Annotated in this window: 26 protein-coding genes; 22 read left to right on the forward strand and 4 right to left on the reverse strand. The window is 71.2% G+C overall.

Features of this window, described 5'->3' with window-relative positions:
* Window positions 1-9 precede the first annotated feature (9 nt).
* From EUA06_RS02385 to EUA06_RS02430, 10 genes are all read left to right on the forward strand, one after another.
* Window positions 10-756 (forward strand): DivIVA domain-containing protein, encoded by a 747-nt coding sequence (locus tag EUA06_RS02385; protein WP_129473388.1) that lies wholly within the window; start codon window positions 10-12, stop codon window positions 754-756.
* A 166-nt stretch (window positions 757-922) separates the two neighbouring features.
* Entirely contained in the window at window positions 923-1816 is an 894-nt protein-coding gene (locus EUA06_RS22860) for a TraR/DksA family transcriptional regulator (RefSeq protein WP_129473389.1), read from the forward strand.
* Window positions 1789-2385, forward strand: a complete 597-nt coding sequence (lspA, locus tag EUA06_RS02395; RefSeq protein WP_129473390.1) for a signal peptidase II — start codon at window positions 1789-1791, stop codon at window positions 2383-2385. The genes EUA06_RS22860 and lspA overlap by 28 nt, the downstream gene beginning before the upstream one ends.
* A 10-nt stretch (window positions 2386-2395) precedes the next feature.
* A complete protein-coding gene (locus tag EUA06_RS02400) occupies window positions 2396-3334 on the forward strand; it encodes an RluA family pseudouridine synthase (RefSeq protein WP_129473391.1) in 939 nt (312 codons plus the stop codon).
* Complete coding sequence (locus EUA06_RS02405) at window positions 3324-4037, forward strand: GNAT family N-acetyltransferase (protein WP_129473392.1); 714 nt, start codon at window positions 3324-3326, stop codon at window positions 4035-4037. Before EUA06_RS02400 ends, EUA06_RS02405 begins: the two co-directional genes overlap by 11 nt.
* Window positions 4037-4546, forward strand: coding sequence for a DUF6886 family protein (locus tag EUA06_RS02410; RefSeq protein ID WP_129473393.1), 510 nt, complete (start codon window positions 4037-4039; stop codon window positions 4544-4546). Before EUA06_RS02405 ends, EUA06_RS02410 begins: the two co-directional genes overlap by 1 nt.
* 33 nt (window positions 4547-4579) lie before the next feature.
* Entirely contained in the window at window positions 4580-5542 is a 963-nt protein-coding gene (locus EUA06_RS02415; protein ID WP_129473394.1) for a DUF2332 domain-containing protein, read from the forward strand.
* A 193-nt stretch (window positions 5543-5735) separates the two neighbouring features.
* Window positions 5736-9293 carry a DNA polymerase III subunit alpha gene (gene dnaE, locus EUA06_RS02420; protein ID WP_129473395.1) on the forward strand — a complete coding sequence of 1186 codons (3558 nt, stop codon included), beginning with the start codon at window positions 5736-5738 and terminating at the stop codon, window positions 9291-9293.
* Between the two features lie 2 nt (window positions 9294-9295).
* Complete coding sequence (locus EUA06_RS02425; protein WP_129473396.1) at window positions 9296-9805, forward strand: hypothetical protein; 510 nt, start codon at window positions 9296-9298, stop codon at window positions 9803-9805.
* Window positions 9806-9874: 69 nt separating this feature from the next.
* Window positions 9875-11548: a DUF3352 domain-containing protein gene (locus EUA06_RS02430; protein ID WP_129473397.1), complete on the forward strand. Its 1674-nt coding sequence runs from the start codon at window positions 9875-9877 to the stop codon at window positions 11546-11548.
* Here EUA06_RS02430 and ybaK read toward each other — a convergent pair.
* The gene (ybaK, locus tag EUA06_RS02435) at window positions 11545-12036 is read right to left on the reverse strand and encodes a Cys-tRNA(Pro) deacylase (RefSeq protein ID WP_129473398.1); all 492 of its coding nucleotides are present in this window, start codon (window positions 12034-12036) and stop codon (window positions 11545-11547) included. The two genes, EUA06_RS02430 and ybaK, sit on opposite strands and share 4 nt — an antisense overlap.
* 15 nt (window positions 12037-12051) lie before the next feature.
* The gene (locus EUA06_RS02440) at window positions 12052-12717 is read right to left on the reverse strand and encodes an LON peptidase substrate-binding domain-containing protein (RefSeq protein ID WP_129473399.1); all 666 of its coding nucleotides are present in this window, start codon (window positions 12715-12717) and stop codon (window positions 12052-12054) included.
* Between the two features lie 83 nt (window positions 12718-12800).
* Between EUA06_RS02440 and hisD the strand changes: the two genes are divergently transcribed.
* The 6 genes from hisD to EUA06_RS02470 all read left to right on the forward strand — a co-directional run bounded on the left by hisD (window position 12801) and on the right by EUA06_RS02470 (window position 17660).
* Window positions 12801-14102 (forward strand): histidinol dehydrogenase, encoded by a 1302-nt coding sequence (gene hisD / locus EUA06_RS02445; RefSeq protein ID WP_129473744.1) that lies wholly within the window; start codon window positions 12801-12803, stop codon window positions 14100-14102.
* On the forward strand, window positions 14099-15232 hold the full coding sequence (locus tag EUA06_RS02450) for a histidinol-phosphate transaminase (RefSeq protein WP_129473400.1): 1134 nt from the start codon (window positions 14099-14101) through the stop codon (window positions 15230-15232). The genes hisD and EUA06_RS02450 overlap by 4 nt, the downstream gene beginning before the upstream one ends.
* Complete coding sequence (gene hisB / locus EUA06_RS02455) at window positions 15229-15837, forward strand: imidazoleglycerol-phosphate dehydratase HisB (RefSeq protein WP_129473401.1); 609 nt, start codon at window positions 15229-15231, stop codon at window positions 15835-15837. Before EUA06_RS02450 ends, hisB begins: the two co-directional genes overlap by 4 nt.
* Window positions 15834-16481 (forward strand): imidazole glycerol phosphate synthase subunit HisH, encoded by a 648-nt coding sequence (gene hisH, locus EUA06_RS02460; protein WP_129473402.1) that lies wholly within the window; start codon window positions 15834-15836, stop codon window positions 16479-16481. The genes hisB and hisH overlap by 4 nt, the downstream gene beginning before the upstream one ends.
* A gap of 37 nt (window positions 16482-16518) precedes the next feature.
* Window positions 16519-16962 (forward strand): DedA family protein, encoded by a 444-nt coding sequence (locus EUA06_RS02465; protein ID WP_129473403.1) that lies wholly within the window; start codon window positions 16519-16521, stop codon window positions 16960-16962.
* A 65-nt stretch (window positions 16963-17027) separates the two neighbouring features.
* Window positions 17028-17660: a hemerythrin domain-containing protein gene (locus EUA06_RS02470; RefSeq protein ID WP_129473404.1), complete on the forward strand. Its 633-nt coding sequence runs from the start codon at window positions 17028-17030 to the stop codon at window positions 17658-17660.
* Here EUA06_RS02470 and EUA06_RS02475 read toward each other — a convergent pair.
* Together EUA06_RS02475 and EUA06_RS02480 are read right to left on the reverse strand one after the other, a co-directional pair.
* Entirely contained in the window at window positions 17657-18160 is a 504-nt protein-coding gene (locus EUA06_RS02475) for a polyketide cyclase (protein ID WP_129473405.1), read from the reverse strand. The genes EUA06_RS02470 and EUA06_RS02475 overlap by 4 nt on opposite strands.
* A gap of 114 nt (window positions 18161-18274) precedes the next feature.
* Window positions 18275-18814 carry a P-loop nucleotide/nucleoside kinase family protein gene (locus tag EUA06_RS02480; RefSeq protein ID WP_207208166.1) on the reverse strand — a complete coding sequence of 180 codons (540 nt, stop codon included), beginning with the start codon at window positions 18812-18814 and terminating at the stop codon, window positions 18275-18277.
* Window positions 18815-18921: 107 nt separating this feature from the next.
* Here EUA06_RS02480 and priA point away from each other — a divergent pair, with 107 nt between their 5' ends.
* The 6 genes from priA to EUA06_RS02510 are packed head-to-tail and all read left to right on the forward strand — an operon-like array spanning window position 18922 to window position 23405.
* Window positions 18922-19668 (forward strand): bifunctional 1-(5-phosphoribosyl)-5-((5-phosphoribosylamino)methylideneamino)imidazole-4-carboxamide isomerase/phosphoribosylanthranilate isomerase PriA, encoded by a 747-nt coding sequence (gene priA / locus EUA06_RS02485; RefSeq protein WP_129473407.1) that lies wholly within the window; start codon window positions 18922-18924, stop codon window positions 19666-19668.
* A gap of 2 nt (window positions 19669-19670) precedes the next feature.
* Complete coding sequence (locus tag EUA06_RS02490; protein WP_129473408.1) at window positions 19671-20108, forward strand: NUDIX hydrolase; 438 nt, start codon at window positions 19671-19673, stop codon at window positions 20106-20108.
* Window positions 20105-20866 carry an imidazole glycerol phosphate synthase subunit HisF gene (hisF, locus tag EUA06_RS02495; RefSeq protein ID WP_129473409.1) on the forward strand — a complete coding sequence of 254 codons (762 nt, stop codon included), beginning with the start codon at window positions 20105-20107 and terminating at the stop codon, window positions 20864-20866. Before EUA06_RS02490 ends, hisF begins: the two co-directional genes overlap by 4 nt.
* Window positions 20867-20893: 27 nt before the next feature.
* The gene (locus EUA06_RS02500; RefSeq protein WP_129473410.1) at window positions 20894-21790 is read left to right on the forward strand and encodes an ABC transporter substrate-binding protein; all 897 of its coding nucleotides are present in this window, start codon (window positions 20894-20896) and stop codon (window positions 21788-21790) included.
* Window positions 21790-22674 (forward strand): amino acid ABC transporter permease, encoded by an 885-nt coding sequence (locus EUA06_RS02505; protein ID WP_129473411.1) that lies wholly within the window; start codon window positions 21790-21792, stop codon window positions 22672-22674. Before EUA06_RS02500 ends, EUA06_RS02505 begins: the two co-directional genes overlap by 1 nt.
* Window positions 22671-23405 carry an amino acid ABC transporter ATP-binding protein gene (locus EUA06_RS02510; RefSeq protein WP_129473412.1) on the forward strand — a complete coding sequence of 245 codons (735 nt, stop codon included), beginning with the start codon at window positions 22671-22673 and terminating at the stop codon, window positions 23403-23405. Before EUA06_RS02505 ends, EUA06_RS02510 begins: the two co-directional genes overlap by 4 nt.
* Window positions 23406-23421 lie beyond the last annotated feature (16 nt).

A 23421-nucleotide genomic window follows, 5' to 3' on the forward strand; every position in this document is an offset into this window, starting at 1 on the left:
GGTGACGTCATGCCGCTGACGCCTGAGGACGTGAGCAACAAGCGCTTTACGCCTGTCCGGCTCCGCGAGGGCTACGACATGGGCGAGGTCGACCAGTTCCTCGACGAGGTGGAGGCCGAGCTCGCGCGGCTCACCAAGGACAACGACGACCTGCGGTCGAAGTTGTCCGCGGCACAGTCCGGCGGTGGCTCCTCGGCGCCCGCGCCGGTGTCGTTCGCCGCCCCCGAGCCGGAGCCCGAGCCCGAACCGGAGCCGGAGCCCGAGCCCGAGCCGGTGGTCGCGGCGGCTCCCGTCGCTGCCGAGCCGCCCGTGCGCAACATCGCCGACGCGTCCAACGCCGCGGCCCGCCTGCTCGAGATCGCCACGCGCAACGCGGACGAGCTCGTCGAGGAGGCCAAGAACGAGGCCGACCGCATCGTCGGTGCCGCCCGCACCAAGGCCGAGCGCCTCGAGGGTGAGTCCAAGTCCAAGGCCGACCGCATGGAGGCGGACGCCCGCCAGCGCTCGCAGATGCTCGACTCCGAGACCGCCGAGCGCCGCCAGCAGATGTTCGGCGACCTGGAGAAGGAGCGCGACAAGCTCAACGGCGATGTGGAGACGCTCCGCCAGTTCGAGCGGGAGTACCGCTCGCGCCTCAAGACCTACTTCACCCAGCAGCTGGAGGCCCTCTCCACGGGCAGCGACAGCCAGGCTCCGGTGGACGGCGGTCAGGGTCCGAAGCGCCTGCGCTCGGTCCTGGGCGACGACGAGGGCTGAGCCGCTCGCACGCACCTGCACCACGTTCGACTCGAGGACGGTCACCCATCCGGGTGGCCGTTCTCGCATTTCGGGCGAGCCAAGGTTGGCCTGCTTCGTGGCAGCGGATACCCTCCCTGCGACCGTGTGGCTCGAACCACACCCAGAGCTTGCGGAGGCCTCGGACATGGCTGGCACCACGCGTAAGTCCCTCGCCGGCTCTGCCGCGGCCGCCGCGAAGCGGGTGATCGGCCGGAGGTCGGCCGGGAAGTCGGCCGCTCCCGCCGAGGAGACTCCCGCCAAGAAGGCTCCGGCGACGAAGGCCCCTGCGAAGAAGGCTCCCGCCAAGAAGGCTCCCGCCAAGAAGGCGGCACCCGCGAAGAAGGCGGCTCCCGCCAAGAAGGCTCCCGCCAAGAAGGCGGCACCCGCGAAGAAGGCGGCTCCCGCCCAGAAGGCTCCCGCCAAGAAGGCTCCCGCCACAAAGGCGGCACCGGCCAAGAAGGCTCCCGCCACGAAGGCTCGCGCCAAGAAGGCGCCGGCCAAGAAGGCGCCGGCCGCGACGGCCACGGCCAAGAAGACCCCCGCCAAGAAGACCGCTCCCGCCACCACCACCGCTCCCGCGAAGAAGGCATCCTCCGTGACGAACTCGGCCCCCGCGAAGAAGACAGCACCCCGCAAGGCGACCCCGGCCAAGCTCGTCGTGCTCGAGGGCGAGGACGCCTGGACGCGCGGCGAGCTCAACGACGTCGTCAAGGAGCTCAACGAGCACCGCGAGCGCCTGACCGTCTCCATCGGCCAGGCCGAGGAGGAGCTGGCCCGGCTGATGCGCGACGCAGGCGACGGCGCCGGTCACGACCAGGCCGACGTCGGCGCGACGAGCTTCGAGCGTGACCACGAGCTCACCGTGCTGGCCCGCGAGCGCGAGACGCTCGACCAGCTCGACCGGGCCCTGGCCCACATCGACGACGGCACCTACGGCGTCTGTGACTCCTGCGGCAACCCCATCGGCAAGAATCGGTTGATGGCGGTGCCCCATGCCACACTGTGCATGTCATGCAAGCAGCGCGAGGAGCGTCGCTGAACCCCAGCGACACGGCCGTTGACGGCCCGTCCCAGCGGCGCCTCGACGCTCGGTGGGTGTTCGCGGCGATCGCCGTGGTGGCCTACGCCGCCGACCTCGGCTCGAAGCAGTGGGCGCTGTCCGCGCTGGTGGACGGCGACAAGCCGCTGGTCGGTGACTGGTTCACCCTCCACCTGACCTTCAACCCGGGTGCGGCCTTCAGCACCGGCACCAGCTACACCATCGTCTTCACCGGCCTCGCCATGGTGGCCGTCGTGGTGATCCTGTGGCTGAGCCGCCGCATCCGCAGCACGGGCTGGGCGCTGGCCCTCGGCCTGCTCCTCGGTGGCGTCTCCGGCAACCTCACCGACCGGTTGGTGCGCGATCCCGAGCCGTTCCGCGGCCACGTCGTGGACCTGCTCATGCTGCCGAACTGGCCGGTCTTCAACGTCGCCGACATCTGGATCAACGTCGGGGCCGGCCTGATCATCCTGCAGACCTTCCGGGGAGTGGCGCTCGACGGGAGCCGCGAGACGGACGACCGTCCCGACGCCGACGCCGACGCCGACGCCACCGCGACCCAGCCATGAGGGCCCGCCGATGACGTCGCACACCGAGCAGCGGACGGTCTTCGTCCCCGACGGTCTCTCGGGGGAGCGCGTGGACGCCGCGATGGCGCGGATGTTCGGCTTCTCGCGCACCAAGGCGGCCGACCTGATCTCGCAGGGCCTCGTGCAGGTCGACGGCGCGTCGGTCGGCAAGAGCGACCGGGTCCACGGAGGGTCGATGCTCGACGTGACCATCCCCGCCGAGCGCGACCCGCTCGAGGTGAAGGCGGAGATCGTCGAGGGGATCCGGATCGTCCACGACGACGACGCCATCGTGGTGATCGACAAGCCCGTGGGCGTCGCCGTGCACCCGTCGCCGGGCTGGAAGGGCCCGACCGTCGTCGGTCACCTCGCCGGTGCGGGCTACCGGATCTCGACCTCTGGCGCGAAGGAGCGTGAGGGCATCGTCCAGCGCCTCGACGTCGGCACGTCCGGCGTGATGGTCATCGCGAAGTCGGAGCACGCCTACTCGGTGCTGAAGAACGCCTTCCGGCACCGCACGGTCGACAAGACCTACCACGCACTCGTGCAGGGCCACCCCGACCCGCTCGCCGGCACGGTCGACGCGCCGATCGGTCGCCACCCCGCCCACGACTACAAGTTCGCCGTGATGGCCGACGGCCGCCACAGCATCACCCACTACGAGACGCTCGAGGCCCACCGCTTCGCGAGCCTGCTCGAGGTCCGCCTCGAGACCGGCCGCACCCACCAGATCCGGGTGCACATGAGCGCCCTCAAGCACCCGTGCGTCGGCGACCTGACCTACGGCGCCGACCCGACGCTCGCCGCGCGCGTCGGCCTCCAGCGCCAGTGGCTGCACGCCATGCGCCTCGGCTTCGAGCACCCGGAGTCGGGTGACCACGTCACCTACGAGTCCACCTACCCCGACGACCTCGCCCACGCGCTCGACGTCATCCGAGATGAACACTGACGACCTGTCCCTGCGTCCGGCCACCCCTGCCGACCTGAGCGCGATCGCCGAGGTGCACCTCGCAGCGCGGCACGGCGCGGGCGCTGCGTTCCCGCCCCCCGTCCACCCCGACGAGGACGCGCACGCCTGGGTCGCAAGCTGGGACCTGTCGGCGTACGACGTCTGGGTGGCCGCCGACGGCGACCGGGTCGCGGGCTACGCCCGGGCCACCACGACGTGGCTCGACGACCTCTACGTGCGGCCCGAGCACCAGGGGCGCGGGGTGGGTGCCGCGCTCTTCGACGTGGTGACGTCGCTGCGACCGGAGGGTTTCTGCCTCTGGGTCTTCGAGTCCAACACGCCGGCGCGCGCGTTCTACCGGAGCCGCGGCTGCATCGAGCTCGAGCGCACCGACGGGGCGGGCAACGAGGAGAAGGCCCCGGACATCCGGGTGGCCTGGCCCGGACCCGACCCCGTGGCCTTCTTGCGGGGGCTGATCGACGAGACCGACCTCGTGCTCGGCGACGTGCTCGCGCGGCGTACGGCACTCACCCGAGCGGTGCAGTCGGTCAAGCCGTCGGGGGAGCGCGACGCCGACCGCGAGGCCGAGATCACCCGACGCGTCGCGGCGGTCGTGCCCGAGCTCGGCGAGGAGCGGGTCGCGCGCATCGTCGACGTGATCATCACCGAGTCCCTGGACGCGTCGACCGACTCCGGTTCCTGATGCTGCCCGATCCCGGCGAGCTGCTGCACTTCAGCGAGGACCCGTCGATCCGCTCGTTCGTGCCCCACGTGGCCGCCACCGCCCTGCAGCCGGAGGCCTACGTCTGGACCGTCGACGGGCTCAACAGCCCCTGCTACTGGTTCCCGCGGCAGTGCCCGCGGGTGTGCTCGTGGGGAGACGAGCCGCGGGTGCACGCGGTCGAGGAGCGGTGGCTGTCCACCGTGCGGGCCACGACCCTGTGGGCCTACCGGTTCGACGCGCGCGCCTTCGCACCGTTCGGAGACCGACCCCACGCCCACGTGGCGACCACGCCGGTCGAGCCGCTCGGTCCACCGGTCGCGGTCGGCGACCTGGTCGGGCTGCACGAGCGGCACGGCATCGAGCTGCGCGTGTTGCCCGAGCTGGAGCCGTACTTCACACAGGTGCGCGAGCGTGGCCTGGAGTTCTCCGGCATCCGGATGGGCAACGCCGGCATCGGCCCGGTGGGCCCCTTCCCGACCCGTCGCTGACCCCGGGACGGCTGGGCGGGGCAGGATGGCCGGATGCTGCTCTACGACGACGTGATCGAGGAGTACCGCGACTTCGCCACCTACGCCTCCGGCGACTCGCCGTGCTTCGAGGCCTGGGCGCTCGGGGTCGCCGAGGACACCGAGGTGCTGGCCTGGCTCGGCACGTTGCCGCCGATCAAGCGTCAGCCCAACCTCGTCTTCGCGGCGGCCCGCTGGCACGGCGCACCCGCGCCCGGGTCGTACGCCGGTCTCCGCAGCGTGCTGCTCGAGCAGGAGCCGGAGGTGCGGGCGACCGTCATGTCCCGGGCGACCCAGACCAACGAGGTGGGCCGGCTGGCCACCCTGGTCCCGGTCCTCGCCCTCGTCGACGGGCCGCTGGCGCTCATCGAGGTGGGGGCGAGCGCCGGGCTGTGCCTCTACCCGGACCGCTACGACTACGCCTGGCCGCCGGTGGGCGGACTGCGGGGGAGCGGCGGCCCGACGCTGAGCGCGACGGCGACCGGTCCGCTGCCCGTCCCCGCGCGACACCCCGAGGTCGCCTGGCGCGGTGGCGTCGACCTCAACCCCCTCGACGTGGCCGACGTCGACGCGATGCGGTGGCTGGAGAACCTGGTCTGGCCCGAGCAGGACGAGCGTCGCGAGCGCCTGCGCGCGGCGGTGGAGGTCGCCCGCCGCGAGCCGCCCTTCCTGCGCCGGGGCGACCTCGTCGACCACCTGCCCGCCCTGCTCGACGAGGCAGCGCCGCACGGCACGCCTGTGGTGTTCCACTCGGCCGTCATCGCCTACCTCGAGGAGCCCGACCGGCGCCGGTTCCACGAGCTGATGACCGGCCTGGTCGCCGACGGACGCTGCCGATGGATCAGCAACGAGGGACGCCGCGTGCTGCCCGACGTCACCGGCGACGCGGAGGTCCCGTCAGGACGCTTCGTGACCGCCCTCGACGGTGTCCCCGTGGCGTGGAGCCACGGCCACGGGCACGCCCTCGACTGGCAGTGACGAGGGGCGGCCGGGAGGCGGACCGAGGCACGAAAAGGTGGCGAGTGTCCTGTCGGTGGGGCCGTGCACACTGACGTAGGCTGACTGCTCTTCCCCCTCTCCGACCGCACGACCGGACCGACGCGTCGAGCAGTCAGCAGTCCCGCCAGTCTTGGCACCGTCAGCGACCCCGAAAGGTGCGGAAGTCTCCTCCATGTCGGCCGTTGCCCCTGACAGCTTCGTGCACCTGCACGTCCACACCGAGTACTCCATGCTCGACGGCGCCTCGCTGCTCGACGGCCTCTTCACCCGCACCAGCGAGCTCGGCATGCCGGCGATCGCGATGACCGACCACGGCAACCTCCACGGCGCCTACGACTTCTACAGCAAGGCCAAGCGCCACGGCGTGAAGCCGATCATCGGCATCGAGGCCTACATCACCCCCGGCACCCAGCGCGGCGAGCGCCGCCGGGTGCGGTGGGGGCAGGGCGACCTGGCCGAGGAGGGCGGCAACGACGTCGCGGGCGGCGGGGCCTACACCCACATGACGATGTGGGCCGAGAGCACCGAGGGCATGCGCAACCTGTTCCGGCTCTCGTCGCGCTCGAGCATGGAGGGCTACTTCTACAAGCCCCGCATGGACAAGGAGATCCTCGCCGAGCACAGCGAGGGCCTGATCGTCAGCACGGGCTGCCCCAGCGGCGCGATCCAGACGCGGCTGCGGCTCGGGCAGTACGACGAGGCAGTGCGGGAGGCCGGCGAGCTCCAGGACATGTTCGGGCGCGACAGCGTCTTCCTCGAGCTGATGGACCACGGGATCGACATCGAGAAGCGGGTCCGCGACGACCTGCTGCGGCTCGGCAAGCAGATGGGCATCCCGCCGATCGCCACCAACGACTCCCACTACAACAACCCGGAGGACGCGGCCGCCCACGACGCCCTGATCTGCGTCGCGTCTGGCAAGCGGCTCTCCGACACCAATCGCCTCAAGTTCGACGGCGGCGGCTACTACATCAAGTCGGCAGCCGAGATGCGCGAGCTCTGGGCCGACCGCTTCGGCATGCCGGAGGCCTGCGACAACACCCTCGCGATCGCCGAGCGGTGCGAGGTCGAGTTCACCGAGTCCACCGGTGGCTACATGGCCCGCGCCGACGTGCCGGCGGGCGAGACCGAGGACTCGTGGTTCCGCAAGGAGGTCTGGCGCGGCATCGAGGCCCGCTACCCCGGCGACCGGCTCGACCAGGAGGTGCGCGACCGGGTCGAGATGGAGCTGGCGATCATCTCCCAGAAGGGCTACTGCGGCTACTACCTCGTGGTCGCCGACTTCATCAACTGGGCCAAGGACAACGGCATCCGCGTCGGCCCCGGTCGCGGGTCGGGTGCCGGCTCCATCGCAGCCTACGCGCTGCGCATCACCGACCTGTGCCCCCTCGAGCACGGCCTCTTCTTCGAGCGGTTCCTCAACCCCGAGCGCCCCTCGATGCCCGACTTCGACATCGACTTCGACGACGCCCGACGCGGTGAGGTCATCAACTACGTCAGCGACAAGTACGGCGCCGAGCGCGTCGCGCAGATCGCGACGTTCGGCCGGCTCAAGGCGAAGGCCGCGATCAAGGACGCCGCCCGGGTGCTCGACCACGGCTTCGCGATCGGCGACCGGATCACCAAGGCCTACCCGGCCGACGTGATGGGCAAGGGCGTCGCGCTCAAGGACATCTTCAACCCCGACCACAAGCGCTACCGCGACGGCGGCGAGTTCCGGGCGCTCCACGAGCAGGACCCCGACGTCCGCACGATCTACGAGACGGCGGTCGGCCTCGAGGGCCAGATCCGCAACTGGGGCGTGCACGCGGCCGGCGTGATCATGTCGAGCGAGCCGCTGATCGACATCGTGCCGATCATGGCCCGTCCCCAGGACGGCGCCGTCATCACCCAGTTCGACTACCCGATGTGCGAGTCGCTCGGGCTGGTCAAGATGGACTTCCTCGGCCTGTCCAACCTCCGCACGCTCGAGGACGCCCTGGTCAACATCAAGGTCAACCGCGGTGAGGACGTCGTCCTCGAGGAGCTGTCGTTCGACGACCGCGCGACCTACGAGCTGATGGGTCGCGGTGACACGCTGGGCGTCTTCCAGCTCGACGGTTCGGGCATGCGCTCGCTGCTGCGCTCGCTGCAGCCCGACGCGTTCGCCGACATCACCGCGGTCTCCGCGCTCTACCGTCCCGGCCCGATGGGCGCCGACTCGCACAACAAGTACGCCCGCCGCAAGAACGGCCGCGAGCCGATCGAGCCGATCCACCCGGCGCTCGCCGAGGCGCTCGAGCCGGTGCTGGGCGAGACCTACGGCCTGATCGTCTACCAGGAGCAGGTGATGGCCATCGCCCAGGTGCTGGCCGGCTTCACCCTGGGTGCCGCCGACAACCTGCGCCGCGCGATGGGCAAGAAGAAGAAGGAGGAGCTCGACAAGCAGTACGCCGGCTTCCAGGCCGGCATGCTCGAGCGCAGCTTCCCGCAGGTCGCGATCGACAAGCTGTGGGAGATCCTGCTCCCGTTCTCCGACTACGCCTTCAACAAGTCGCACTCCGCGGCCTACGGCGTCATCACCTACTGGACCGCCTACCTCAAGGCCAACTACCGGACCGAGTACATGGCCGCCCTCCTGACGTCGGTGAAGGACGACAAGGACAAGATGGCGATCTACCTCAACGAGTGCCGCCGGATGAAGATCCAGGTCCTGCCGCCCGACGTCAACGAGTCCCACGCCGACTTCACGCCGGTCGGCAACGACATCCGCTTCGGCCTCACCGCCGTGCGCAACGTCGGCCACAACGTCGTCGCCGGCATCGCGGCCGCGCGCGAGGAGAAGGGCCGCTACGCCGACTTCAACGACTTCATGGAGAAGGTCCCCGCGCTGGTCTGCAACAAGCGCGTCGTGGAGTCGCTGATCAAGGCCGGCGCCTTCGACGACATGAAGCACAAGCGGCGGGCGCTCGTTGCGGTGCACGAGACGGCCGTCGACCAGTTCGTCGACCTCAAGAAGAACGAGGCGATCGGTCAGGACTCGCTCTTCGGCGGCCTCAGCGAGGACGACGCCGGCTTCGGGGTGAGCGTGACGATCCCCGACATCGACGACTGGGACAAGATGACCCTGCTCGGTCACGAGCGCGAGATGCTCGGCCTCTACGTCTCCGACCACCCCCTGCTCGGCCTCGAGCACGTCCTCTCCCAGGGCACCGACTGCACGATCGGCCAGCTCCTGCTCGACGAGGAGCGCGCCCACGGCTCGACCCTCACCGTCAGCGGCCTCATCACCTCGGTCCAGCGCAAGATCACCAAGCGCGGCGACCCGTGGGCGACGATCACCCTCGAGGACCTCGACGGCGCCATCGAGGTGCTGCTGTTCCCCAGTGCGTACACGCTCGCCTCGACGCTCCTGGTCGAGGACGCGATCGTGCGCATCAAGGGCCAGCTGTCGCGGGACAAGGACCAGCCCGAGCTGCGTGCGCAGGAGGTCACGGCACCCGACCTGACCCACGGCCCCACCGGCCCCGTGGTCATCAGCCTGCCTTCGACGCGGTGCACGCCCCCGGTCGTGGCCCAGCTGCGCGACGTGCTCGGGACGCACCCCGGAATGACGGAGGTGCAGCTGCGGCTGCTGACCCGCAGCTCGACCAAGGTGCTGCGCCTCGACGACAACCTGCGGGTCACCCCGAGCCCGGCCCTCTTCGCCGACCTCAAGCAGCTCCTGGGACCGGGATGCCTGACCGGTTGAGGGTGACGCGCCTCGCACTGCTCGTGCTCGGGTTCCTCGTCGCCGGTGCGGCCGGTGGCGTGCTGTGGGAGCGGTTGTGGGAGCCGACGTCCGGCCTGACCTACGACGACCAGTGGTTCCTCGAGCCCGCCGGTCCCGACGTCTCGTTCCAGGCCATCGCCCTGTTCGTGGTGATCGCGTTCCCTCTCGGAGTGGTGCTCGCCGTCCTGGCCGGGCTCCTGCGCGACGGCGAGACGGCGACCGTCGTCACCGTGCTCGTCGCGGCGACCGCCGCCGGCATCGTGATGTACGCCGTCGGCGCGGCCCTCGGACCCGCCGACCCGCAGGCGCTGGCGGCCGGCAGCCCCGACTACACACCCCTCCCGGGTGACCTCGGGCTGACCGCTCCCGACCTCGGCCGCACGGCCTGGCACTCGACCGCCCTGCTCGCCTTCCCGGCCGGCGCGATGACTGGTCTGGTCGGGATGTTTCTCTTCGGGTCTCAGGGGTTGCCGCGGACTCCTCGTGGGTAGGCTGGCCGCGACCAGAGATGGGCCGTCCCGAGGTGTTCGGGACCTGTGCAGCGGGGGAGCAGAACTGTCATGACCACCACACCGGGTAGCCCGGAGTACCTCGGCGGACCGAGCGACGGACCAGGCAACGGCTCGGGCATCGGCCCGGGGCCGGGCGCGTCCGCCCACGCGGGCGACCACCACCCCGGCAACGACAACCGCAAGCGCCTGATCGCCGTCGGCGCGATCGTGGCCGGTGGTGCCGTCGTGGCCGGCGGTGCCTGGGCGGCCACCAGCTTCTTCGCGACCGGTTCGCAACCGGCCGAGGCCCTGCCCGACTCGACGATCGGCTACGTCAGCGTCGACCTCGACCCGAGCGGCGGCCAGAAGATCGAGGCCATCAGGATGCTCAAGAAGTTCCCGGCCTTCACCGACGAGATCAACCTCGACGCCGAGGACGACATCCGCGAGCGGTTGTTCGAGGAGCTCACGAAGTCCGGCGAGTGCGAGGGCCTCGACTACGCCGCCGACGTGGAGCCGTGGCTCGGCTCCCGCGCTGCGATGGCGGCGGTCGACCTCGGCGAGGACGAGCCGGCACCGGTCGCCGTGGTCCAGGTGTCCGACGCCGGCCAGGCCGAGGACGGCATGGCGGCGCTGGTCGACGCCTGCGGCGGCGGCTCCGAGGACGGTGCCGGCGGATGGGTCGTCGACGGCGACTGGATGGTCATCGGCGAGACCGAGGAGATCGCCCAGCAGGTCGTCGACGCCAAGGACGGCGGCACGCTCGCGAGCGACTCCGCCTTCGACCGGTGGACCGGCGAGGCCGGTGACGACGGCTTCATGACGATGTACGTCGCCAAGGCCGCGGCCCAGTACCTCGACGATGCTGCCGGGATGGGCTCGATGCTCGGCGGTATGCCGATGGACGGCAGCCAGATGGGCGACGAGCAGGTGCCCGAGGAGCTCCAGGAGCTGATCGACAAGTTCGACGGCGCGGCCGCCACGGTGCGCTTCGACGACGGTGCCGTAGAGGTCGAGTACGCCATGTCCAACTGGCAGGAGGACATGACGGAGTTCATGGAGACCGAGGCCGGTGTCGACATGATCGGCGACCTGCCGGACGACACGTTGGCCGCGTTCGGTTTCGGCCTCAAGGAGGGCTGGGCCAACGCCCTGCTCGACTACGTGAAGACCAGCCTGCCCGAGGAGGCCGACACCATCGACGAGCAGCTCGCCCAGTTCGAGGACGAGACCGGACTGGCGTTCCCCGAGGACGTCGAGACGCTCCTCGGCGAGGGCGTGACCATCTCGCTCGGCAGCGGCATCGACCCCGACGCGATCACCAACGGCGGCCCCGGCGAGATCCCGGCCGGCATCCGCATCAAGGGCGACGCCGGCGAGATCCAGGCAGTGCTCGACAAGATCAGCGACCTGGCCGGCCCGGAGGCGGCTGAGTTCCTCCAGGTGACCGAGGGCGACGACTACGCCGTGATCGCGATGCAGGACGACTACCGCGGCAAGCTCGAGGCCAGCGGTGACCTCGGCGGCAGCAGTGACTACTCCGAGGTCGTCGAGGCCGACAACGCCCAGTCGGTGATGTACGTGAACTTCGACGCCGACGACGACTGGCTGGTCCGGGTCATGGGCGACGTGGGCGTCGACGACAAGGATGTCGACAACCTCGCCCCGCTGTCCGCGTTCGGCGTCAGCGGGTGGGTCGACGGCGACGTCGTCCACGGCATGCTCAAGCTGACGACCGACTAGCGACCGATGGTGGCGGTCACCGCTCCGGTGGCCGCCACCAGGTCGGCGGGTGCCAGCTCGAGGTCGAAGCCGCGCCTGCCGCCGGACACCAGGATCGTCGCGTGCTCGAGCGCGCTCGCGTCGAGCACGGTCGGATGGCTGCGCTTCTGGCCGACGGGGGAGATCCCGCCGGCGACGTAGCCGGTGGCGCGCTCGGCGGCGGCGACCTCGGCCATCGCCGCCTTGCTCCCGCCCAGCGCCCGCGCGAGGGCCTTCAGGTCGAGCTGGCCCGTCACCGGCACGATCCCGACGACGAGCGTGCCGTCGAGGGAGGCAAGCAGCGTCTTGAACACCCGGGCCGGGTCGACGCCGAGCGCCTCGGCGGCCTCCGTGCCGTACGACGCCGCGCGGGGATCGTGCTCGTAGGACCGCACCTCGAAGGCGATGCCCGCGGCGGTCAGCGCGACCGTGGCCGGCGTACCGCCAGCGGCGCGCGTCTTCTTCGCCAATCAGAGCACCTCGGCTCAGTTCGGCGACCAGGCCGTGCGCGCGACCTGGGTGGCCGGGAGCGAGGGGATCACGTTGATCGCGCGCAGCTCCTCGGTCAGCAGCCGGGTGACCAGCTCGAGGCGCTCGGTGGCGTCGCTCGCCTCCAGCAGCGACTGGCGCTCCGCCATCGGGAGCGGCGTCAGGGCCGACAGCGTCCACGCGAGGTAGTCGGGGTCGCGGGGGAGGGTGCCGCTGAACGGGTCTCCCTGCAGCTCGGTCATCGCGACCCGGAACGCCGTGAAGGTGGCGCGCGCCTTGTCGAGCACCTCGCCCGGCACCTCGACCTCGGGCTCCGGCAGCACCGCGACGACGCCGTGCGGGAACTCCGCGCCCCGCTGCATCTCCTCGAGCATCAGCCGCTCGCGGGCGACGGCCACGATGTCGAAGGTGCCGTCGTCACGACGGTCGACCTCGGTGAGCTGGAGCAGGCACCCGACCCGGTAGACCGACTGCGCGCCGTGCTCGCCCACCTCGTACCCCTCACGGATCGCGACGGTGCCGAAGACGCGCTGGGCCGGGTCGTCCTCCTCCAGGAGGTGCCGGACCAGCATCCGGTAGCGGTCCTCGAAGACGTGCAGCGGCACGCTCATCCCCGGGAACACCACGGTGCTCAGCGGGAACATCGGCAGCTGGTCACTCACGTGACCTACCTAACCACCCGCGTCCACGGTGCACCCGCGACTCGGGAGCGACCCGCCGGGGAACCTAGACTCGACCCATGTCCATGATCCGCCGCATCGACCTGCGGGGCGCCGATCCGGCGTCCGTCGACTATCGCGCGAGCGTGCCGCGCGCCGAGTTCGACGTCGAGGCCGCGACGCATCAGGTGCAGCCGATCATCGACGCCGTCCGGACCCGCGGGGTCGAGGCGATCGTCGAGCTGTCGGCCCGTTTCGACGGGGTGGACCGCGAGGACATCACCGTGCCGCGCGAGGCGCTCCAGACCGCACTCGCCGAGCTCGACCCCGCCGTGCGCGCGGCGCTCGAGGAGTCCGTGCGCCGCCTGCGCGCCACCTGCGAGGCCGAGCTCGAGCACGACGTGACGACCGCGGTCGCACCCGGCGCGACCGTGACGCACCGCAAGGTGGCGATCGACCGCGTCGGGCTCTACGTCCCCGGTGGGCTCGCCCCGCTGGTGAGCAGCGTCGTGATGAACGTCGTGCCCGCGCAAGTCGCGGGGGTCCGTTCGATCGCGCTCGCCAGCCCGCCGCAGAAGAACCGCGAGGGACTGCCCGAGCCCACGATCATGGCCGCGTGCGCGCTCCTCGGGGTCGACGAGGTCTACGCCGTCGGCGGCGCACAGGCGATCGCGATGTTCGCCCACGGTGCGGGTCCGTGCCGTCCGGTCGACCTGGTCACCGGTCCCGGCAACATCTACGTCGCCGCGGCGAAGCGGCTCGTGCGCGGAGTGGTCGGCATCGACTCCGAGGCCGGCACGACCGAGATCGCGATCCTCGCGGACGACTCCGCCGACGCCGCCTTCGTGGCCGCTGACCTGATCAGCCAGGCCGAGCACGACCCGATGGCCGCCTCCGTGCTGGTGACCGACTCGCTAGCCCTGGCCGACGCCACCGAGGCCGAGCTCGACAAGCAGGTCTTCGCGACCCGCCACACCGAGCGGATCCGGACGGCCCTCGGCGGTCAGCAGTCCGCGATCGTGCTGGTCGACGACATCGACCAGGGGGTGCAGGTGGTCGACGCCTACGCCGCCGAGCACCTCGAGATCCAGACACGCGACGCCGCAGCCGTCGCTGCCCGCATCCGCAACGCCGGTGCGATCTTCGTCGGACCCTGGGCGCCGGTGTCGCTCGGCGACTACTCCGCCGGCTCCAACCACGTGCTCCCGACGGGAGGCTGCGCCTGTCACTCCAGTGGCCTGTCGGTCCGCGCGTTCACCCGGTCGATGCACGTCGTCGACTACTCGCAGGCCGCGCTCGCCGAGGTCGCCGACCACGTGGTCACGCTGGCCGAGGCCGAGGACCTGCCGGGCCACGGCCAGGCCGTCTCCGTCCGGTTCGATCGGTGAGCACCCCGTTCCCCCCGCTGCGTGACGAGCTGCGGGGGATCGAGCCCTACGGTGCACCCCAGATGTCGCACGACGCGGCGCCGGTGCAGCTCAACGTCAACGAGAACCCCTACGCACCGTCCGAGGCACTTGCCTCGTCGCTGTCGGAGGCGATCTCGGAGGTGGCCCTCGAGCTCAACCGCTACCCCGACCGCGAGTTCGTCGCGCTGCGCGAACAGCTCGCGGGCTACCTCAACACGTCGGGCGGCAGCGGCATCACCACCGACATGGTCTGGGCGGCCAACGGGTCCAACGAGGTGATGCAGCAGCTGCTGCAGGCCTTCGGCGGCCCGGGGCGAACCGCGCTCAGCTTCGCGCCGACGTACTCGATGTATCCGGAGTACGCCCGCAACACCCTCACCGAGTGGGTGGTGGGCCACCGCGAGGACGACTTCGGGCTCGACGTCGACGCCGCCCGGGAGCTCGTCGAGGAGCGGCGGCCGAGCATCGTGCTGCTGCCCAGCCCCAACAACCCGACGGGCACGGCCCTGCCTCCCGAGGCGGTGTCCGTGCTGTGCGAGGCGGTCGGCGACGACGGCCTGCTGGTGGTCGACGAGGCCTACGGCGAGTTCCGCCGCTCGGGCATGCCGAGCGCCCTCGAGATGCTGCCGCGGCACCGCAACCTCGTGGTCACCCGCACGATGAGCAAGGCCTTCGCCCTCGCCGGCGCGCGGCTCGGCTACCTGGCCGCCGACCCGGCTGTCTGCGACGCCCTGCGGATCGTGCGGCTGCCCTACCACCTCTCCGCGACGACGCAGGCGACCGCGAGCGTCGCCCTGTCGTACGTCGACGAGCTGCTGGCGCACGTCGACGACCTGCGGGTCGAGCGCGACGCCACCGTGGCCTGGCTCCGCGAGCAGGGTCACGAGGTGGCCGACTCGGACGCCAACTTCGTCCTCTTCGGCCGGTTCGCCGACCGGCACGCGGTCTGGCAGGGTCTGGTCGACCGCGGTGTGCTGATCCGCGAGACCGGGCCGGACGGCTGGCTGCGGGTCTCGGTCGGCACCGCGGATGAGATGGCGGCGTTCCGCGTTGCGCTCATGGAGACAATGAAGACCCAGCAGGTCATCGGAACAGAGGAGCGGGCATGAGCCGCACGGCGCGGATCGAGCGCACGACCAAGGAGTCCCAGGTCAAGGTCGAGGTCGACCTCGACGGCACCGGGCGCTCCGACGTGTCCACGGGCGTCGGGTTCTACGACCACATGCTCGACGCCTTCGCGCGTCACTCGCTCACCGACCTCGTCGTGCACACCAACGGCGACACGCACATCGATGCCCACCACTCCGTCGAGGACACCGCGATCGTCCTCGGCCAGGCACTGCGCGAGGCGCTGGGGGACAAGTCCGGCATCCGTCGCTTCGGCGACGCCACCGTGCCGCTCGACGAGGCGCTGGTCCAGGCCGTCGTCGACGTCTCCGGTCGCCCCTACTGCGTGCACACGGGTGAGCCCGAGGGCCAGGTCTACGCCGCCATCGGCGGCTCCGGCGTGCTCTACGCGGGCTCGCTGACCCAGCACGTCTTCGAGTCGATCGCCCAGCACGGCCACTTCGGGCTGCACGTCCGCGTGCTCGCCGGCCGCGACCCGCACCACATCGTGGAGGCGCAGTTCAAGGCATTCGCGCGCGCGTTCCGCGACGCCGTCGCGATCGACCCGCGCGAGACGGGCGTGCCGTCCACCAAGGGCTCCCTGTGACCGGTGCGCCGGGTCCTGACGTCGTCGTCCTCGACTACGGCTCAGGCAACCTGCGCTCCGTCGTGCGCGCGGTCGAGCGCGCCGGTGCGTCGGTCACCCTGACGTCCGACTTCGACACCGCGCTCGCCGCCGACGGCCTCGTCGTGCCCGGGGTCGGGGCGTACGCCGCCTGCATGCAGGGGCTGCGCGCGATCAAGGGGGAGCGCATCATCGGCCGCCGCCTGGCGGGCGGGCGCCCCGTGCTCGGCATCTGCGTCGGGATGCAGATCCTGTTCAGCGGCGGCGTCGAGCACGGCGTCGAGACCGACGGCTGCGACGAGTGGCCCGGGCTGGTCACGCGACTCGAGGCCGACGTGGTGCCGCACATGGGCTGGAACACCGTCGAGGTGTCCGAGGGCACCCGGATCTTCGCCGGGATCGAGGACGAGCGCTTCTACTTCGTTCACTCCTACGCCGCGCGCAGCTGGGACCTCGACACCAACGACCGCACCCGCGCGCCGCTCGTCACGTGGGCCGAGCACGGTGGCGACCGCTTCGTCGCGGCCGTCGAGAACGGTCCGTTGACCGCGACCCAGTTCCACCCGGAGAAGTCCGGCGACGCGGGCGCAGCCCTGTTGCGCAACTGGGTGGCCTCGCTGGCCTGACGCAGCCCCGGCTCGTCGGCACTGGGAGGATGGACGCGTGCCCGACTGGCCGGTCCTCCCGCTCTACGCCTTCCTCGTGGTCGTCGCGTTCGGCCGCGCAGGCGCGACCTATGCCGTCGGGCGCGCGGCGCGGGGCGTGGCCGGTCAGCGCTGGCAGCTCGACGCAGCCTGGCTGCGGCGCGGGGAGGACGTCGTACGCCGGTTCGGCGCACCTGCGGTGACGCTGTGCTTCCTGACCGTGGGCGTCCAGACCGCGGTCAACCTCGCTGCCGGGACGCTCCGGATTCCGCTGCGCCGCTACGTGCCCGCCCTGTTCGTCGGCGCCCTGCTGTGGGCGGGGGTCTACCTGACGGTGGGGATCGCCGTCGTGGAGACCTTCTGGGGGAGCCGCCGACCGTGGCTGCTGCTCGTCGTGCTCGCTGCGGTCGGGCTCACGGCCGTCGCCGTACGGCACCTGCTGCGACGCCGGGTGACCGGCTGACGGTGGTGCAGACCTGTGCCGCAACTGGGTCGCCAGCCGACCTGCCCGAGGGTTAATTTCTGGGCATGACGGGGACCCTGAGCATGAACCAGATCATCCATGCGGCCGTGCGCCGCGACGTGGCGCGGACCGGGCAGGCGCTGCGCCGGCTCCGCGAGGGCGACGCCGGGCGTGCTCGCGAGATCCAGACGGCGTGGCGCAACCTGGTGCGCGAGCTGACCCACCACCACGAGGCCGAGGACGAGCTGCTCTGGCCGTTCCTCCAGTCGCGCGGGGTCGAGCTCTCGTTGCTCGAGGAGATGGAGGCCGAGCACGTCGCGATGAAGACGGCGCTGGCGTCGGTCGGCGCGAGCCTGGAGTCGCTCGTGGCTGCGCCGACCGCTGCCAACGCGACCGCCGCCGCCGACGAGGTCGACCGCGCCGAGGTCGTGATCAACGGCCACCTCGACCACGAGGAGCGCGACGTCGAGGCGCCGATGGGCCACCTCGAGGACGACCCCGAGTTCAAGGAGCTCGCCAAGAAGCTCCGTCCGGCCAGCATCGTCGACGCCGCCAACGCGCTGGCCTGGATGGACGACGGCGCCGGCGTGCGGGAGCGTACGGCCCTCCGCTCCAACATCCCCGGCCCGGTCGTCGCGGTGCTCACCAAGGTCGTCGCCCGCCGCTACCAGCGCGAGGTCGCCCCGGTCTGGCGCTAGTCGCGCTGGTCGGCCTCCGCCAGTCGCTTCAGGTTGAGCAGCTGCTTGCGGGCCATCACCAGGTCGCCGACGGACACCGCGGGCGCCAGCCAGCGGTGCGCGCCCATGACGACCTTGAGGACGAGCCGCGTCGTGCCCGCGTCCTGCGGGAGGACGGCGTACGACAGGTGGGCGCCCATGATGCGCGCGGTGAGCTCGCGCCCCGGGTCGGCCGCGACCACCCGACCCTGGTCGCGACCGACGGCCCGGGTGAACGGGTCGCCGACCGCCGGTTCCGCCACATCGCGCAGCTCGGGTGGCGAGCGACGGCCGAGGTTGTCGACCAGGTCGTAGGAGTACGGCGCGATCCGCAGCTGTCGCACCCGCGCCCACACGTGGGCAGCGTCGGCCTCGACGCCCACCCCTCGCCACGCCTCCAGCGTCGGCCTCGGTACGACGTCGTCGCACCCGTAGCGGCGCGTCACCTCGGCGTCGCTCACGCCCCACCGGTCGCCGATCACCCCCTCATCGTTGCACCCACCGACGAACAACGGACCGAACGATGTGACGGCGTCCGCCCTCAGGCGTGATCGGCGCACGTCCCGCCTCGTTCGGTCCGTCGGTCGGTCCGGCACTCAGTCCGAGACCGCGGGCGGCCAGCGGTGTGCCCGCCAGTCGTCCCACGTCCCGAACCCGGCCGGTGGTTCGTCGACCGGCTCGCTCCCGTCGACCTCTCCGGGTGTCGGGACCTGCATCACGTCGACCCAGCCGTCGAGCTCCTCGTCGGAGATCTCCCACGTGGTGTGGGGCTGGTCGAGCCAGCGCCGGTCGAGTCGTCTCCTCATCTCGTCGCGAGGCGCCGCGAGGTAGCGCAGCTCCACGAGCGCGCCGCGATCGGCCGAGGCCTGACGGAGCGCCGAGCGCTCGTCGCGACCCCACAGGCCGAAGTCGATGACCACGCTGACGCCCAGCTCCAGGGCACGCAGTCCGATCTCGACCAGCCGCCCCTCGATCACGTCCGAGCCGGACGACGGGTTCTCGTCGCCGTAGAGCGCCTTCATCCACTCGTCCTTGGAGAGACGGAGCGCGGCGTGCTCGACCTCGAGGAGCCGGGCAGCAGTCGTCTTCCCCGTGGCGGGCAACCCCACCATGAGGAACAGCGTCGGTCGGTCCATCGTCATCGTCCTCAACCCCTTCTCAGAGATCGAAGTGGATCATGGCCGCTGTCTCGCCGGACCACCGCGACCGCGGAGTCAGGATGCACCGCTCCTAGGATCGACCCATGCCCAGCACTCCCGAGCAGCCCTACCTCGAGCTCCTGCCCGCCGTCGACATCAAGGGTGGTCAGGCCGTCCAGCTGGTGCAGGGCGTGGACGGGTCCGAGAAGCGCTTCGGCGACCCGATCGAGGCGGCGCTGCGCTGGCAGGAGGCGGGCGCGGAGTGGATCCACCTCGTCGACCTGGACGCGGCGTTCGGGCACGGGCACAACCGCGAGCTGCAGGCGAAGATCGTCGGCACGCTCGACATCCAGGTCGAGATGAGCGGCGGGATCCGCGACGACGAGTCGCTCGAGGCCGCCATGGCCGCGGGCTGTCGCCGGGTCAACATCGGCACCGCTGCGCTCGAGCAGCCCGAGTGGTGCGCGCAGGCGATCGCGACGTTCGGCGACCGCGTGGCCGTCGGCCTCGACGTCAGGGGTACGACGCTCGCCGCGCGCGGCTGGACCCGCGAGGGCGGCGATCTCTACGAGACGCTCGCGCGCCTCGACGGCGAGGGCTGTGCGCGCTACGTCGTCACCGACGTCAACAAGGACGGCATGCTCCAGGGTCCGAACCTCCAGCTGCTGCGCGACGTCTGCGCGGCGACCGACCGGCCCGTCGTCGCCAGCGGCGGCGTCACCACCCTCGACGACATCCGCGCCCTGATGGGCCTCGTCGGCGAGGGCGTCGAGGGCGCGATCGCGGGCACGGCGCTCTACGAGGGACGGTTCTCGCTCGAGGACGCCCTCGCCCTCACCAGGGGCGCCTGAGGATGGAGTTCTTCGAGTACCACACCCGGCTGGCGGCGTACGTCCTGATGGTCGACGACCAGGAGCGCGCGCTGCTCGCGTGGTGGAACGGCGAGGGGCACAGCGACCCCGAGTGGTCCCTGCCCGGCGGTGGGATCGACTACGACGAGTCCATCCTCGACGGTGTGGTCCGCGAGGTGTTCGAGGAGACCGGCTACCACGTCGAGCCGGGCGCGCTGCTGGCCGAGCACCACTTCACGGCGCAGGGGCGGACCTTCGACGGCCCGTTCAGGTCGCAGCGGTTCGTCTTCGAGGCGACCATCACCGGTGGCGAGCTCGGGACGACCGAGGTCGACGGCTCGACGGACTATGCGCAGTGGGTGCCGCTCGCCGACCTCGAGGGCCAGCCGCGCTCGGAGATCGTCGACATCGCGCTCGCAGCAAGGGAGGCGAAGAAGTGAGCCTCGCGATCCGCGTCATCCCATGCCTCGACGTCGACGGCGGGCGCGTCGTCAAGGGCGTGAACTTCCAGGAGCTCCGCGACGCCGGTGACCCCGTCGAGCTGGCCCGGCTCTACGACGCCGAGGGCGCCGACGAGCTGACCTTCCTCGACATCTCCGCCTCCTTCGAGGGCCGCGCGACCACCATGGAGGTGGTCAGCCGCTGCGCCGAGGAGGTCTTCATCCCACTCACCGTCGGCGGTGGCGTCAGCAGCGTCGACGACGTCGACCGGCTGCTGCGTGCGGGCGCCGACAAGGTCGCGGTCAACACCGCCGCCATCCACCGACCCGAGCTGGTCGCCGAGGTCGCCGACCGGTTCGGCAACCAGGTGCTCGTGCTGAGCGTGGACGCCCGCAGGGCCGACCGGACCGACAGCGGCTTCGAGGTCACCACCCACGGCGGCCGCAAGAGCGCCGGGCTCGACGCGATCGCGTGGGCCGTGAAGGCGGCTGAGCTCGGCGCCGGCGAGATCCTGCTCAACGCGATGGACGCCGACGGCACGACCGACGGCTTCGACCTCGAGCTGATCCGGGCCGTGCGCCGCGAGGTGAGCATCCCGGTCATCGCGAGCGGGGGAGCCGGTGCGGTCGAGCACTTCCCACCCGCGGTCGAGGCCGGCGCGGACGCCGTGCTCGCGGCGACCGTGTTCCACTTCGGCACGCTCAGCATCGGCGATGTCAAGGCCGGTCTGTCCACGGCCGGTCATCCCGTCCGCTGACGCTGGGCGGAGTCGTAGGATTCCGCCATGCTGAAGACCTCCCGGCCCCTCGCCGTCGCTGCGCTCGCGACCGCGGCGCTCGTGCTCACCGCCTGTGCCCCGACCGACGAGGCCGAGCCGGACACGGCCACCGAGACCGACACGTCGGCGGAGTCCGAGGCGCCGGCCGCCGACGAGTGCACCCCCGACACGATGGAGACGGTCGCCGACGGGACCCTCACCATCGCCACCGACGACCCGGCCTACGAGCCCTGGTTCGTCGACAACGACCCGACCAACGGCCAGGGCTACGAGTCCGCGGTGGCCTACGCCATCGCCGAGCAGCTCGGCTACACCTCCGACCAGGTCACCTGGGTGACGGTGCCGTTCAACAAGGTCGTCCAGCCCGGCCCGAAGGACTTCGACTTCGACGTCAACCAGGTCTCCATCACCGAGGCCCGCCGCAAGGCCGTCGACTTCTCGTCCGGCTACTACGACGTCGTCCAGACCGTCATCACCAACAAGGGCAGCTCGATCGACGGCATCACCAGCGTCGCCGACCTCGCCGACGCCAAGCTGGGCGCCCAGGTCGGCACCACGAGCTACACCGCGATCACCGACCAGATCCAGCCGTCGCAGGACCCGGCGGTCTTCGACACCAACGACCAGGCCGTCCAGGCGCTCAACAACGGCCAGATCGACGGCATCGTCGTGGACCTGCCCACCGCGTTCTTCATGACCGCCGTGCAGCTCGACGACGGTGTGATCGTCGGCCAGCTGCCCCTCCCTGGCGGTGAGCCAGAGCAGTTCGGCGCCGTGCTCGGCCTGGACAGCCCCCTGACCGACTGCATCTCCGGCGCCGTCGACGCCCTGCGCGAGGACGGCATCCTCGACCAGATCAACCAGGAGTGGCTGGCCCAGCAGGGCGCTCCCGAGCTGTCCTGATGTCCGACCGGGTGGCCCCGGCGGCCACTGAGGACACGCAGGACTGGCAGCCGTCCGACGTCCAGCGCGACCGTGACGAGTGGCGCCGGCGTCGTACGCTGCGCAGCGCCGTCATCGCGGTGGGCAGCACGCTGCTGCTTCTCGGCGCCGTCGGCGGCGGGGTCGTCAGCTCGCCTGGCTGGGACCGGGTCCAGGAGACCTACTTCAGCTGGGACAAGGCGGTCTCGTCGTTCCCTGCCGTGCTCGAGGGGCTCTGGCTCAACATCCGGGTGATGGCGATCTGCTGGGTGCTGATCCTGCTGCTGAGCCTCACCGTCGCCATCGTGCGCACCCTGCGCGGCCCGGTGGCGTTCCCGCTCCGCCTGCTCGGCACGGCGTACGTCGACGTGTTCCGCGGCCTCCCGCTGCTGCTGGTCATCTTCCTGCTCGGGTTCGGCGGCCCCGCGCTGCGCCTCCAGGGACTGCCGACCTCGCCGCTGTTCTGGGGCTGCTCGGCGCTGGTCCTGTCCTACTCGGCCTACGTCGCCGAAGTGTTCCGCGCCGGCATCGAGTCCGTGCACCCCAGCCAGCGGCTGGCGGGCCGGTCGCTCGGGCTGTCCTACGGTCAGACCTTGCGCCACGTCGTGCTCCCGCAGGCCTGGCGCCGGGTGATCCCGCCCCTGATGAACGACCTGGTCTCGCTCCAGAAGGACTCCGGCCTGATCGCGGTCCTCGGCGTGACAGACGCGATCCGCAAGGCGCAGATCGAGACGTCGCTCGACTTCAACTACACGCCGTACGTCGTCGCGGGCGTCCTGTTCTGCTGCCTGACCATCCCGATGGCGCGGCTCACCGACCGCTACGCCCGCAAGAAGGGCTACCACGGGGCGGGGGGAGTGCTGTGAGCGAATTGTTGCGACTCGACGGCGTCCGCAAGTGCTTCGGTGACCACGTCGTGCTGCGCGACGTCGACCTGACCATCGAGCCCGGCCAGTGCGTCGTGCTCATCGGCGCGTCCGGCTCGGGGAAGTCGACCCTCCTGCGCTGCGTCAACCTCCTCGAGGTCGTCGACGACGGGGTCATCACCTTCGACAGCCGCGACATCACCGACCCGCGGGTCGACGGCGACGAGGTGCGCTCGCGGATGGGGATGGTCTTCCAGGCCTACAACCTCTTCCCCCACCTCGACGTCATCGGCAACGTCACCCTCGCGCTGCGCCTCGTGCACGGCGTCGCCGCCGAGGAGGCCAGGTCGCGCGGGCTCGCCATGCTGGACCGGGTGGGCCTGGCCGAGAAGGCGCAGGCCCGGCCCGACGACCTGTCCGGCGGCCAGCAGCAGCGGGTCGCGATCGCGCGGGCCCTCGTGGCCAACCCCCGTCTGATGCTGCTCGACGAGGTCACCAGCGCGCTCGACCCCGAGCTCGTCGGCGAGGTCCTCGACCTGCTCACCGAGCTCAAGGGCGAGGGCGTCACGATGCTCCTCAACACCCATGAGATGGGCTTCGCTCGCGACGTGGCCGACCAGGTCTGCTTCCTCCACGACGGCCGGATCCACGAGCGCGGGACCCCCGAGCAGGTCCTCGGCGACCCCCGCGAGGAGCGGACGCGAACCTTCCTCTCCCGGATCAGGGCGTGAGCACCGACTGATTGGG

Source organism: Nocardioides glacieisoli (assembly GCF_004137245.1).
GTDB lineage: Bacteria > Actinomycetota > Actinomycetes > Propionibacteriales > Nocardioidaceae > Nocardioides > Nocardioides glacieisoli.